The following is a 13,249-nucleotide window of genomic DNA, read 5'->3' as shown; positions in this document are numbered from 1 at the left end:
CTGGACTTCAGTATTCGGACAAATCCGCCAACGGATGCCGACCTTCCCACGCCTTGTGAAAGTGCGCTTCTACCACCGCGTCCGGCACTTTGTTGATGTCCGGCCAGTGCCAGTGCGGTTTCTGGTCCTTGTCGATCAATCGGGCACGTACGCCTTCGCTGAATTCCGGATGACGACAGCAGTTGAGGCTCAGGGTGTATTCCATCTGGAAGACTTCGGCCAGCGACAGGTGCCGGGCACGGATGATCTGCTCCCACACCAGATGAGCGGTCAGCGGCGCGCCTTCGCTCAGGGTCCTGGCTGCACGGCTCAGCAACAGGTCGGTGTGATCGCGCAAGGCGCTGATGGCCTTCCAGGCGCAACGCACGTCGCTGACATCCAGCAACTCGTCGATCTGCTGTCGGCGCGGCAGCCACTGGGCTTCGGGCATCTGCGCCACGGCTTCCTGCTGCAAGGCCTTGAGCAGGCTGTTGAGCTGCATCGGTGTCTGTTCCTGCCAGTTCAATTGCAACAGGCCTTCGATCAATTGCGGCTGCTGCTCATCGAGCAGGAAACGATCGGCCAGGTCCAGGTCGATGGCATCGCGGCCGTTCATGTGCGCGCCGGTCAGGCCCAGGAACAGCCCGAGCTTGCCAGGCAGGCGCGACAGAAACCAACTGGCGCCGACGTCCGGGTACAGGCCGATGCTGATCTCGGGCATGGCCAAGCGGCTGCTCGGCGTGACGATACGGGTGCTTGCCCCTTGCAACAGCCCCATGCCACCGCCGAGCACATAGCCATGGCCCCAGCAGATCAGCGGTTTAGGGTAGGTATGGAGTTTGAAGTCCAGGCGATATTCCGCCGCAAAAAACTGCGCGGCCAGTGGCGGTACTTCACCCGGATGGACGCGACAGGCCTCCACCAGGCTGCGCACTTCGCCGCCGGCGCAAAAGGCCTTGGCGCCGTTGCCGCGCAACAGGACGCAGACGATTTGCGGGTCCTTGGCCCAGGTTCCCATGCGGTCGCGCAGGGCGTTGATCATCGGCAGGGACAGGGCGTTCAGGGATTTTTCGGCATCCAGGCTGGCGATGCCGATGCGTGCGCCGTCGGTGCCGGTGAGTTCTTCGAAGTGCAGATTCATCGTGACCTCGATCGGGAATTTGAGGGTTAAGTATGATCGCTGTGTGGGAAAGTGCCGGATCTGCGACAGATCAATTGACAAGCGTGATGCGCTTTCCTAGGGTTCGCCCCATTGTTTTTGCCGGATGTAACCATGACTGCTGACGACCGTATCAAACTCGAACCGGGCTGGAAGGAGGCACTGCGTGCCGAATTCGACCAGCCTTACATGGCAGAGTTGCGAAACTTCCTGCAACAGGAGCGGGCGGCGGGCAAGGAGATCTATCCGCCGGGGCCGATGATTTTCAACGCGCTCAATTCCACGCCGCTGGACAAGGTCAAGGTGGTGATCCTCGGTCAGGACCCTTATCACGGCCCGGGCCAGGCCCATGGCTTGTGCTTCTCGGTGCAACCGGGCGTACCGGCGCCGCCGTCGCTGGTGAACATTTACAAAGAACTCAAGCGCGACCTGAACATCGACATCCCCAACCATGGCTACCTGCAGAGCTGGGCCGATCAGGGCGTGCTGATGCTCAACACCACCATGACCGTCGAGCGCGCCAACGCCAATGCGCACAAGGACAAGGGCTGGCAGTTTTTCACCGATCGGGTCATTGAAGTGGTCAGCCAACAGCAACCGCATCTGGTGTTCATGCTGTGGGGCGCTCATGCCCAGAGCAAGCAGAAGCTGATCGATGCGACCAAGCATCTGGTACTGACCTCGGTGCACCCGTCACCGCTGTCGGCCTATCGCGGCTTTCTCGGTTGCGGGCACTTCAGCCGCACCAACAAGTTTCTGGAGCAGAATGGCGAGACGCCGATCGAGTGGCGGTTGCCGCCGGTTTGAAAAGCATCGCCAGCAGGCTGGCTCCCACATTGGTTTGCGGTGTTTACAAAACCTGTGGGAGCCAGCCTGCTGGCGATGAATTCAACTCGGTCTTACTCCGGATTCCGGTTCCAATACTTGAACAACGGCTCCGCCAGAAACAGCACAAACAACAGCCGCATCACCTGCATCGCCGTCACCAGCGGCACCGACAGTTGCAGGGTCTCCGCCGTCAGGCTCATCTCGGCAATACCGCCAGGCATCATGCCCAAAGTCAGTGAACGCAGATCCAGATGGGTCAGCGCACTCAAGCCCAATGCCGCCACCGTGGCGATCAACATGGTCAACACCGTGCCGATCAGGGTGCGCCCCATGAACGATGGCGCATGCCGGAAAAACTGCCGGTTGAAGTGACAGCCCAGGCCGCTGCCGATCAACCATTGGCCAATCTGGCTTCCGCCATTGGGCAAACCGATGTGCAGATCCCAGCCGATGCTGACCGCCGCGCTGACCAGCAACGGCCCGAACAGCCAGGGGTTGGGTTGGCGCAGGCGCTCCCAGATCCAGGCCGCCAACGCACCCGCGGGGAACAACACCGCCAGCCAGCGCCAATCGATGCTGCCAACGTGGGAATTTGGCGTACCGTCGCCCAACAAATACTTGAAGGCTGCCGGTACGCACAGCACCACCACCAACACCCGCAAGCTCTGCCCCGCCGCCACACGGCTGAGCACCGCGCCATTGCGGGCGCCGAGGTTGACCATCTCCCCGGAACCGCCGGGCATGCTGGAAAAGAACGCCGTGGCGCGATCTTCACCGGTGCGACGCATCAGCCACACGCCGACGACCGCCGACAGGCTGGTGACCAACGCACCGAAGAAGATCAGACCGAAATGACTGAGTACCTGCTCCACCACCACTGGAGTGAAGTGCAGGCCGATACCGATACCGACGATCCACTGGCCGCACTTGCGCCCGCCAGGGATTTCGGCCAATTGCCAGGGTGTCAGACAGCGCACGAGGATGATCGCCAGCAATGAGCCGACCATCCACGGCAAAGGCCAGCCGACCTGGCTGGCGAGGAAACCGCCCAGCAGGCCGACCAGCGGGGTTCCCCACCAGAGTGTGAAGGGGGACCGATCAGACATCGGCGATAACGCCTTGCGCGGCCGAACGTTTGCGCCAGATGCGGATGAGCGGCATCAGCAGCATGATCGCCGTCAGGATCCAGCAACCGAAGGTGATCGGGCTCGACCAGAGGATTTCCAGCGCACCGTTGGAAATCGACAGGGCGCGGCGCAGGTTTTGTTCCATCAGGCCTCCGAGGATGAAGCCCAGCAATACCGGCGACAGCGGGAAGTCCAGCTTGCGCAGGATATAACCGAAGATGCCGATGCCGATCATCAGGAACAGGTCGAACGTTGTCGCGTGCACCGCGTAGACGCCAATCCCGGTAATGATCGCGATCACCGGTACCAGTGCCCAGTTTGGCACGGCGAGGATGCGGGTGAAGATGCGGATCATCGGGATGTTGAGGATCACCAGCATCACGTTGGCGATGAACAACGAAGCGATCAGGCCCCAGACGATGTCCGGTTGCTGTTGGAACAGCAGCGGGCCCGGGGTGATGTTGTACAGCGACAATGCGCCGATCATCACCGCCGTGGTACCGGAACCTGGAACGCCGAGGGTCAGCATCGGCACCAGCGCACCGCAGGCCGCGCCACCGATGGCGGTTTCCGGCGCTGCGAGGCCGCGCATGTCACCCTGGCCGAAAGTACCCTTGGCACCCGCCATGCGTTTTTCGGTCATGTAGGCCACGGCACTGGCCAGGGTCGCACCGGCACCCGGCAACACGCCCATGATGAAACCCAGTACGCCGCAACGGATATTCACCGCGAACACCGACGCCGCTTCCTTGAAGTTGAACATCATGCGGCCGGTGGCTTTCACTGCTTCCTGGCCGTGATGGGTTTTTTCCAGCAGCAGAAGGATTTCGCTGATGGAGAACAGGCCCAGCACCAGCACGACGAACTGGATGCCGTCGGTCAGGTGGATGTTGTCCCCGGTGAAGCGATACACACCGCTGTTGGCGTCGATGCCGACGGTCGACAGGAACAGGCCGATCAGCGCCGCGATGAACGTCTTCAGCGGACGGTCACCGGCCATGCCGCCGAGGCAGACAATCGCAAACACCATCAGCACGAAGTATTCCGCCGGGCCGAAGGCAATCGCCCATTTCGCCAGCAGCGGGGCGAACAGCACCATGCCGCAGGTTGCGATGAAGGCACCGATGAACGAACTCCATGCCGACAGCGACAGCGCTACACCGGCCAGGCCTTTGCGGGCCATCGGGTAACCGTCGAGGGTGGTCATCACGGTGGACGCTTCGCCCGGGATGTTCAGCAGGATCGAGCTGATCCGGCCGCCGTATTCGCATCCCAGGTACACCGCCGCCAGCAGGATCAGCGCCGATTCCGGTGGCAGACCGAGGGCGAATGCGATCGGGATCAGCAACGCCACGCCGTTGATCGGCCCCAGGCCCGGCAACAGGCCGACCACGGTGCCGATCAGGGTGCCGCACAGTGCGGTCACCAGGTTGTACGGGCTCAGCGCGACGCCGAAACCCTGACCCAAATAGCCAAGAGTATCCATATCAGTTCTCCAGAACGTCGAGCACGCCAAGCGGCAGCGGCACGTCCATCAACTTGTCGAACAGCAGGTAGAGGCCGACGGCCATCAGACTGATGATCACGATGCTCGGCACCCAGCGACCGCCATACAGACGGGCCATGGGCACGCCGATCAGGATGCTGGCGACGATGAAACCCAGGGGTTCGAAGGTGCCGGCGAACACCAGCAAAAGCGCCACACAGATGCCGATCTTGGTCAGGGTTTCGCGGTCCAGCGGCGGCTCGTCATCGCTGTGCTTGATCGGCGCGGGACGAAACACCATGTACAGCAGTGCCGAACCCATCAGACCGAGCATCAGCAACGGAAAGGCCCGAGGCCCCACCGGTTCGTAGGAAAAAGCCGCTTGATACGGCCACGCCATCAATGCCAGGCCGAGACAGGCCAGCAACAGCACCGAAGCAAAAATGCGTTGTAAGAGCATGGGGAACTCCTGTGCCGCGACTCCGCCAAACGGAGCCGCGGCCGCTAGACAGGGGCGATCACTGGATCAGGCCGAACTCTTTGGCCAGCACTTTGTAGTCGGCGACTTGTTTCTTCACGTAAGTGTCCAGCTCCGGGCCGGTCATGGCGAACGGGAACAGTTCACGCTGATCGCGCAGCTTGGCGAACTCGGGTGATGCCAACAGCTTGTCGAAGGAGTCCTTCCACCAGGCATAGTCTTCATCGCTGACTTTCGGCCCGAGGTAGAAACCACGGACCACTGGCCAGACGATGTCGTAGCCTTGCTCGCGGGCGGTCGGGATGTCCTTCATTTCCGGCTCGTCCAGGCGCTTGTCGGCGAACACCGCCAACAGGCGCATGTCGCCGCTCTGGATGTGCGGCATGGAGTCGGAAATGTCGGTGCTGCCGACCTGGATGTGGCCGCCGAGCAGGGCGGTGGCGATTTCGCCGCCACCTTCGAGGGCAACGTAACGCAGGTCACGGGGGTTGATCCCGGCGGCCTTGGCGATCAAGGCAGTTTGCATCCAGTCCTGGCTGCCGACGGTGCCCCCGGAACCGATCACCACTTTGCTCGGATCTTTCTTCAGTGCCTGCACGAGGTCGTCGAGGGTCTTGTAGGGCGAATCGCTTTTCACCGCGATGGCGCCGTAGCTGGTGCCGACAGCGGCCAGCCAGCGCACATTGGTTTCATCGAAACGACCGAACTTGCCCTGGGCCAGGTTCAGCAGCGAACCACTGGACCAGGCCACCAGGGTGCCCGCATCGGCCGGACGCTGGGCGACCACCGCGTTGTACGCCACCGCGCCGACACCGCCGGGCATGTAGGTCACGCGCATCGGTTTGGTCAGCAGTTTTTCGTTGACCAGCGCGCTTTGCGCCAGTTTGCAGGTCAGGTCGAAACCACCGCCGGGCGAGGCCGGGGCGATGCATTCCGGGCGTTTTGGCTCGGCCATGAGTTGGCCGGCGAACAGCACACAGCTGGCGGCGAGGGCGAAACGGCGCATTGAACGGCTCATTTTTGTCTCCATTGGAGTTGTTGTTTTTCGGGATGATTCAGGTGCGACGATTTCGCACGGTGCTGGCGCGTTCGAGTCCGTACGGACTGAACGACGAGCAGCCGGCTTCGGCGCTGGCAAGCGTAAACATCGGGGAGCGAGAGAAAGGGCGGGGCGGGCAAGCCTGAAGCTGTGTGGACAGCATGGTGCAATACCTCGTTTATTGTTTTTATTGGCGAAAACGCTTCGAGGCGTTTTTCGGTAGTTACATGTCAAAGCACGCTTTCAAACTACGATTCGATGGTTGGCAGTCGAAACCATCCGTGGGCCGACTCTAACGTCCCAACCTTTCGCTAACCTTTCAGCGGGCTTTCACGATTTTTCGGGCTTCACAGCGATGGATGCCGCTGTAAACTCCGCGCCAAAGAATGGCGTCGACCATCCCTGAATGAGGTAAAGATCCATGCGTGTCCTGCTCGTCGAAGACCATTTGCAGCTCGCCGAAAGTGTCGCTCAGGCGCTCAAGAGCACCGGGCTGACCGTGGACGTTCTGCACGATGGCGTGGCAGCCGACCTGGCGCTGGGCAGCGAGGAGTACGCCATGGCGATCCTCGACGTCGGCTTGCCGCGCATGGATGGATTCGAAGTGCTGGCGCGTTTGCGGGCGCGGGGCAAGAACCTGCCGGTGTTGATGCTGACCGCCCGAAGCGACGTCAAGGACCGGGTCCATGGCCTGAACCTCGGCGCCGATGACTACCTGGCCAAGCCGTTCGAACTGACCGAGCTCGAAGCCCGGGTCAAAGCCTTGTTGCGCCGCAGTGTGCTGGGCGGTGAGCGCATTCAGCGTTGCGGTGTGCTGGCCTATGACCTGGAAACCCGGCGTTTTACCCTTGGCGAAGAATTGCTGACCCTGACCTCCCGCGAACAGGCCGTACTCGAAGCCCTGATCGCGCGCCCCGGTCGGGTGATGAGCAAGGAGCAACTGGCGTCGCAAGTGTTCGGTCTTGATGAGGAAGCCAGCCCCGATGCGATCGAAATCTACGTGCACCGCCTGCGCAAGAAACTCGATGGCCAGCCGGTCGCCATCGTGACCTTCCGCGGCCTCGGTTACTTGCTGGAAAGCCGCGATGCATAAGCCCAGCAGCTTGCGCTGGCGGTTGCTGTGGAACCTGGCGCTGTTGCTGGTGGTGTTGATGCTGGCCAGTGGTTTGAGCGCCTACTGGAACGGTCGTGAAGCGGCCGACACGGCCTATGACCGGACCCTGCTGGCCTCGGCGCGAACCATCGCCGCCGGCGTCTCCCAACGCGACGGCACCCTGAGTGCCGACGTGCCCTACGTGGCCCTCGATACGTTTGCCTACGACAGTGCCGGGCGAATTTTCTACCTGGTCAACGACATCAATCAGAAGCTGATTTCCGGATACGAAAACCTGCCGGCGCCACCGCCGGGAACACCGCGCACCGATGACTATCCGGCGCTGGCACGCTTCTACAACGCCCAGTATCGCGGGCAGAACGTGCGCGTGGTAAGCCTGCTCAAACCCGTGAGCGAGCCGAACATGAACGGCATGGCGGAAATTCGCGTGGCGGAAACCGATGAAGCGCGTGTCAGCATGGCCCGTAGTCTGGCGGCCGACACCTTGTTGCGCTTGGGCATGCTGGCAATCGGTGCGCTGATGCTGGTGTGGTTTGCGGTGAGTGCCGCGTTACGTCCGCTTGAGCGTCTGCGCACGGCGGTGGAAGAGCGCCAGCCGGACGATCTGCGCCCCTTGCCGTTGGTGGAAGTGCAGCGCGAATTATGGCCACTGGTGCGCGCGCTCAATCACTTTACCGAGCGCTTGCGCGGCCAGTTCGAGAAGCAGGCGCAATTCATCGCCGATGCTGCCCACGAACTGCGCACGCCGCTGGCGGCGCTCAAGGCGCGCCTGGAACTGGGCATGCGCTCAGCCGAGCCCGAAACCTGGCGCAGCACGCTGGAAACCGCCGCCCAGGGCACGGATCGCTTGACCCATCTGGCCAATCAGTTGCTTTCCCTGGCACGGGTCGAAAACGGCGCCCGGGCGATTGCCGAGGGCGGCGCGCAGTTACTCGACCTGAGTCAATTGGCTCGGGAACTGGGCATGGCCATGGCGCCGTTGGCCCACAAGCGTGGCATCGCGCTGGCGCTGGAGGCGGATGAACCGGTCTGGCTGCGGGGCGAGCCGACGCTATTGAACGAACTGCTGAGCAATCTGGTGGATAACGCGCTGGCCCACACGCCGCCGGGTGGCAACGTGATTCTGCGGGTCTCGGCGCCCGCCGTGCTGGAAGTCGAAGATGATGGTCCCGGCATACCACTTGAAGAGCGGGATCGGGTATTCGAGCGTTTTTACCGACGCAATCAGCAAGTGGCCGGTTCCGGATTGGGTCTGGCGATTGTCGGTGAGATCTGCCGCGCGCATCTGGCGCAGATCAGCCTGCACGATGGTGAGCACGCGGGGTTGAAGGTGCGGGTGAGTTTTATTGCGGGGGAGTGATGGGGCTTGTTCTGGCCCCATCGCGAGCAGGCTCGCTCCCACATTGGATCTATGCAGAACTACAAATCCCTGTGGGAGCGAGCCTGCTCGCGATGGGGGCGACGCGGTCTAGATCAGTAAAACATCGAGCGTGTTTCTTCCAGGTCAGCACACATCGCCTTATCGTCCGGATCGATCCCGAGTTTGACGAAAGCAGGCACGCTGAAGGCATCGATGCGCGAGATTGGATGGTCAGTGTCTTTGTGGCAATACAGGCTGGCCACCTGCACCAGATCCACATAGTCGACCTGCGCAGACTGACGTTTGAAGTTCAGGTATAGCTGTGGAACTTGCACCAGCATGTCGGGAAATTCCCAGACCTTGAGCAGTTTTTCGCCGATCAGCGGATGAATCCGGTCGATCACATGATTGAGGCTGACCGGGTCGGACAGCAGCTCATAGTGATCTTCGGCGTAGGTCAGGATCGGCAGCACACCGATCTGGTGCACCAGCCCGCCAAGGGCCGCCTGATCGGGCTTGAGTCGGGTGTAGCGGCGGCACAAGGCGTAGCTGACGCCGGCAATTTCCAGGCTTTTGCGCCAGACATCGCGCATCTTCTGTTCCACCACCTCGGAGCGGGCATGGAAAATCTGCTCCATGACCAGGCCGATCGCCAGGTTACAGCTGTAGTTGATGCCCAGGCGGGTGATCGCGGTATGCAGGTCGGTCACTTCCTGGGCCGCGCGCAACAGCGGGCTGTTGACCACTTTGATCAGGCGTGCCGACAGCGCGGTATCACGGCCGATCACTTTGCTCAGGGTGCTGACGCTGACTTCCGGGTTTTCCGCGGCTTTGCGAATCTGCAGGGCCACTTCCGGTAACGTTGGCAGAACCAGGTCATCGTTATTGATGGCCTCAACCAAATCCTGTTGGACCTTTTCCGCCAGCTCGCTCATTTAGTCTCTCTAGGTGTTGCGTCAAATACTGCCGTTATTGCTGGATTTCGCGGTCGCGGTCCAGTTCATAAGGCAGGTCGAGCAGCTTCAAGGACGGCCCTTCGAGCGCGCCCAGGTGGATGTCTCCACTTTCTGCTGCTTCGGCTTGCAACACAGCCAGGAGTTCAATGTTCTGTCCGGCGCGGGCAGCCAGCACCACTTCGCCGATGGAGCTGCCGTGGGTCGGGGAAAACAGCGGGGTACCCGGTTCAGGCAGTTCGCCGGCAGCCAGTTGCAGGCGGTACAGGCGGCGCTTGAGTTTGCCCAGGTACTGCATCCGCGCGACGATTTCCTGCCCGGTGTAGCAACCTTTCTTGAAACTCACGCCACCGACCGCTTGCAGGTTGAGCATCTGCGGGATGAACAACTCGCGGGTGCCGGGCATGACCTGGCCGATCCCTGCGCGGACCTGACCCAGCAGCCATTGATTCAGATCGCCTTCGCTCAGTACCGCTGAAAGCTTGCCTTTGACCGCATCGGCTTGACCGGCGGCGACCCACAGTTCGGTGCGTTCCGGCGAGACACGGATAGCAATCAGCCCATCGTTGCGCACGACGCTGTCGGTTTCCGCCGGCAGGTCCAGGCCGAGGCTGACCAGTGCGGCGTCGCCATGGTCAACGCCGAAGCGGACCCAGGCGGAGCTTTCGTCGGTCAGTTTCGACTTGGAAAACACCGCGTATTTTTTCAGGTCCGCCAGTTGCGGTTCGAGCAATTCGCTGGCCATGGCCAGGACCACGCCGTCCCCTTCGAGCAGGATGCGGAAACTCGACTGCATCCGGCCTTTTTGCGTGCAGCGCGCACCGAGGCTGGCCCGGGAGTCGCTCAGGTAATTGAGGTTGCAGGTCAGTTGGCCTTGCAGGAATTTGCTGGCGTCCGCGCCGCGGACCGCGAGAACACCTTCATGAGAAAGGGTGCAGAAAAAAGCAGAATCGGCCATGGGTCATCGCAGGGTAAAAAGTCTGGTGGACATCATAAGGGCGCGCCTTCGAAATGGGTAGTTAACAAAGGCTCGACGGTGGCCGACCAAAGCCGACTGTTCGATGGGGCGCGGGCCTGTATACTTGCGGCCTATTTGAGGAGCGCTCCATGGTCGAAGATGTTGAACTGAACCGCCTCTTTTGGCACAGCCGCCGCGGCATGCTTGAGCTTGACGTGCTGCTGGTACCGTTCACGAAAGAGGTTTACGCAACGCTCAACGAAGTGGATCGCGCGTTGTACGTCCGACTGCTGACGTGTGAGGATCAGGACATGTTCGGCTGGTTCATGGAACGCAGCGAATCGGAAGATCCCGAGCTGCAACGCATGGTCCGCATGATCCTGGATCGTGTCCAGCCCAAATAACGGGTTCGAATGCCGCTGGCATGCCTCACGGCAGTTGCTGGCGGCGTATCTTCTGGCCCAGCTGTTCGCGTTGGGTTCGTTGTTTTTACTATCAATTCCACTCTGGGCCAGTTTGCTCGGTGTTTTTGGCTGTCTGCTGCATGGCTTTTGGGTGCTGCCGCGTCGGATTTTACTGACGCACCCACAGGCATTCCGCGGCTTGCGTCGCGATGCGGATGGCTGGCAGTTGTGGAATCAATCGAAGGGTTGGCAGCCCGTGCAACTGCGCCCGGACAGCCTGGCGCTGCCATTGGTGGTGGTACTGCGTTTTCGGCTGCGTGGCGAGCGCCGGGTCCGGGCCATTTGCGTGCCCCGGGATGCGCAGGCGGCGGATGTGCACCGACGCCTGCGGGTCCGGCTCAAATTCAGCCGACGTAGGTGGGCGGCACCAGAATAGTGTCCAGCGCGACCGGCAACATGTCCGGGTAGTCGAGGGTGTAATGCAGGCCGCGGCTTTCCTTGCGCTCCATGGCTGACAGAATCATCAGCTCGGCCACCTGGGCCAGGTTGCGCAGCTCGATCAAGTCCCGGCTGACCTTGTAGTTGCTGTAGAACTCGTCGATTTCATCCAGCAACAGTTGCACGCGGTGTTGCGCACGTTGCAGACGCTTGTTGGTGCGCACGATGCCAACGTAGTCCCACATGAATCGCCGCAGTTCATCCCAGTTGTGCGCAATGATCACGTCTTCATCGGAATCGGTGACCTGGCTCGCATCCCAGACGGGAAGGGGGGCCGGCATCGGCACCCGGGGCAGTTGTTCAATAATGTCCGCCGCCGCCGAACGGGCGTAGACGAAACATTCCAGCAGCGAGTTGCTGGCCATGCGGTTGGCGCCGTGCAGGCCGGTGAAACTGGTTTCGCCAATGGCGTACAGCCCAGGCACATCGGTACGGCCCTGTTGATCGACCATCACGCCGCCGCAGGTGTAGTGCGCCGCCGGGACAACCGGAATCGGTTGTTTGGTGATGTCGATGGAAAACTCCAGGCAGCGTTCGTACACCGTCGGGAAGTGCGACTTGATGAAGGCTTCGGGCTTGTGGCTGATGTCCAGGTAGACACAATCGACACCCAGTCGCTTCATTTCATGGTCGATGGCCCGGGCGACGATGTCCCGTGGCGCCAACTCGGCCCGTGGGTCGAAGCGCGGCATGAAGCGCTCGCCGTTGGGCAGCTTCAGGTGCGCACCTTCGCCTCGCAGGGCTTCGGTGACCAGGAAACTCTTGGCTTGCGGGTGATACAGGCAAGTAGGGTGGAACTGGTTGAATTCCAGGTTCGCCACCCGGCAGCCCGAGCGCCAGGCCATGGCAATGCCATCGCCGCAGGCACCGTCAGGGTTGCTGGTGTAGAGGTAAACCTTGGCCGCACCACCGGAGGCGAGGATCACAAAGCGGGCGCCGTAGGTGTCGACTTCGCCGGTGCCGCGATTGAGCACATAGGCGCCGAGGCAGCGATCACCTTCGAGTCCCAGGCGTTTCTCGGTGATCAGGTCGACCGCCACCCGCTGCTCCAGCAGTTCGATGTTCGGCCGTTTCCGGGCCTGGTCGAGCAGGGTGGTGAAAATGGCCGCGCCGGTGGCATCGGCGGCATGGATGATGCGCCGATGGCTGTGGCCGCCCTCGCGGGTGAGGTGGAACTCGAACCCGCCGTCTTCGTTACCCGACTGTTCATCGCGGGTAAAGGGCACGCCCTGGTCGATCAGCCATTGAATCGCTTCCTTGCTGTGCTCGACGGTAAAGCGCACGGCCTCCTCATGGCACAGGCCGCCGCCGGCATTGAGGGTGTCATCGACATGGGATTCAACGGTGTCGGTGTCGTCCAGCACGGCCGCAACGCCGCCCTGGGCCCAGAAAGTCGAGCCATTGGCGAGGTTGCCCTTGCTCAGAACGGCAATGCGCAAATGACCGGGCAAGGTCAGCGCAAGGCTCAAGCCGGCAGCGCCGCTGCCAATTACCAGAACATCGTGTTGAAACTGTTGGCTCATTTCAGGATTCCGCTCAAAGCGACCCGGGTCGGGGTTGGCGCAGCTGGACTGTCGAGTCAGTGCAGCCGCACAGCCCACTAGTATATAGAGGGGGGGAGCGGCACAATACCCGAGCGTTCATGGCATTGTGAAACTACCGTGACCCAAAACACCGGACGCTTCGTCGGATGTTTTTCTGCCCGTTGGGCGCGAGAATGACTGTATCGCCGATTTAACAGTCTTTTTCCCTTCACGGTTGCACAATGTCGGGTTGGCACGACTATAAATATTTGGAACTTTTGCCAAAGGGCCAAGATCAATAGACGGTTGCCTGAAACAAGGGACAGTGTCGGTTTCAGCGCGG

Annotated in this window: 13 protein-coding genes; 5 read left to right on the top strand and 8 right to left on the bottom strand. The window is 61.4% G+C overall.

The window, feature by feature from the left end; translation table 11 throughout:
- Positions 1 to 7: 7 nt before the first annotated feature.
- Complete coding sequence (locus BSF44_RS20860; protein WP_095945112.1) at positions 8 to 1,120, bottom strand: enoyl-CoA hydratase/isomerase family protein; 1,113 nt, start codon at positions 1,118 to 1,120, stop codon at positions 8 to 10.
- 132 nt (positions 1,121 to 1,252) lie between these two features.
- Here BSF44_RS20860 and ung point away from each other — a divergent pair, with 132 nt between their 5' ends.
- On the top strand, positions 1,253 to 1,945 hold the full coding sequence (ung, locus tag BSF44_RS20855) for a uracil-DNA glycosylase (RefSeq protein WP_008050720.1): 693 nt from the start codon (positions 1,253 to 1,255) through the stop codon (positions 1,943 to 1,945).
- 92 nt (positions 1,946 to 2,037) lie between these two features.
- Here the strand turns inward: ung and BSF44_RS20850 are convergent, their stop codons facing one another.
- From BSF44_RS20850 to BSF44_RS20835, 4 genes are read right to left on the bottom strand one after another with little or no spacing between them, the layout of a single operon-like run.
- Entirely contained in the window at positions 2,038 to 3,072 is a 1,035-nt protein-coding gene (locus BSF44_RS20850; protein ID WP_095945111.1) for an AbrB family transcriptional regulator, read from the bottom strand.
- Positions 3,065 to 4,579 (bottom strand): tripartite tricarboxylate transporter permease, encoded by a 1,515-nt coding sequence (locus BSF44_RS20845; protein ID WP_095945110.1) that lies wholly within the window; start codon positions 4,577 to 4,579, stop codon positions 3,065 to 3,067. The genes BSF44_RS20850 and BSF44_RS20845 overlap by 8 nt, the downstream gene beginning before the upstream one ends.
- 1 nt (position 4,580) lies before the next feature.
- The gene (locus tag BSF44_RS20840; protein ID WP_095945109.1) at positions 4,581 to 5,039 is read right to left on the bottom strand and encodes a tripartite tricarboxylate transporter TctB family protein; all 459 of its coding nucleotides are present in this window, start codon (positions 5,037 to 5,039) and stop codon (positions 4,581 to 4,583) included.
- A gap of 58 nt (positions 5,040 to 5,097) precedes the next feature.
- Positions 5,098 to 6,075: a tripartite tricarboxylate transporter substrate binding protein gene (locus BSF44_RS20835; protein WP_095945108.1), complete on the bottom strand. Its 978-nt coding sequence runs from the start codon at positions 6,073 to 6,075 to the stop codon at positions 5,098 to 5,100.
- Positions 6,076 to 6,517: 442 nt separating this feature from the next.
- On the opposite strand from BSF44_RS20835, the gene BSF44_RS20830 reads away from it, so the two are divergent.
- Positions 6,518 to 7,189 (top strand): response regulator, encoded by a 672-nt coding sequence (locus tag BSF44_RS20830; RefSeq protein WP_007979804.1) that lies wholly within the window; start codon positions 6,518 to 6,520, stop codon positions 7,187 to 7,189.
- Complete coding sequence (locus BSF44_RS20825) at positions 7,182 to 8,570, top strand: sensor histidine kinase (protein WP_095945107.1); 1,389 nt, start codon at positions 7,182 to 7,184, stop codon at positions 8,568 to 8,570. Before BSF44_RS20830 ends, BSF44_RS20825 begins: the two co-directional genes overlap by 8 nt.
- A gap of 113 nt (positions 8,571 to 8,683) precedes the next feature.
- Here the strand turns inward: BSF44_RS20825 and BSF44_RS20820 are convergent, their stop codons facing one another.
- Positions 8,684 to 9,505 carry an HDOD domain-containing protein gene (locus BSF44_RS20820; protein WP_095945106.1) on the bottom strand — a complete coding sequence of 274 codons (822 nt, stop codon included), beginning with the start codon at positions 9,503 to 9,505 and terminating at the stop codon, positions 8,684 to 8,686.
- Between the two features lie 34 nt (positions 9,506 to 9,539).
- Positions 9,540 to 10,481: a folate-binding protein YgfZ gene (locus tag BSF44_RS20815; protein WP_095945105.1), complete on the bottom strand. Its 942-nt coding sequence runs from the start codon at positions 10,479 to 10,481 to the stop codon at positions 9,540 to 9,542.
- 149 nt (positions 10,482 to 10,630) lie between these two features.
- Between BSF44_RS20815 and BSF44_RS20810 the strand changes: the two genes are divergently transcribed.
- Entirely contained in the window at positions 10,631 to 10,885 is a 255-nt protein-coding gene (locus BSF44_RS20810; protein ID WP_007979797.1) for a succinate dehydrogenase assembly factor 2, read from the top strand.
- Positions 10,869 to 11,321, top strand: a complete 453-nt coding sequence (locus tag BSF44_RS20805) for a protein YgfX (protein ID WP_095945104.1) — start codon at positions 10,869 to 10,871, stop codon at positions 11,319 to 11,321. The genes BSF44_RS20810 and BSF44_RS20805 overlap by 17 nt, the downstream gene beginning before the upstream one ends.
- Here BSF44_RS20805 and nadB read toward each other — a convergent pair.
- A complete protein-coding gene (nadB, locus tag BSF44_RS20800; RefSeq protein ID WP_095945103.1) occupies positions 11,290 to 12,906 on the bottom strand; it encodes an L-aspartate oxidase in 1,617 nt (538 codons plus the stop codon). The two genes, BSF44_RS20805 and nadB, sit on opposite strands and share 32 nt — an antisense overlap.
- Between the last annotated feature and the right edge of the window lie 343 nt (positions 12,907 to 13,249).

It is taken from the genome of Pseudomonas sp. ACN8 (assembly GCF_002303925.1).
GTDB lineage: Bacteria > Pseudomonadota > Gammaproteobacteria > Pseudomonadales > Pseudomonadaceae > Aquipseudomonas.
Note: the sequence above shows the minus strand (reverse complement) of the source record. Positions and strands in the feature narration are given on the sequence as shown.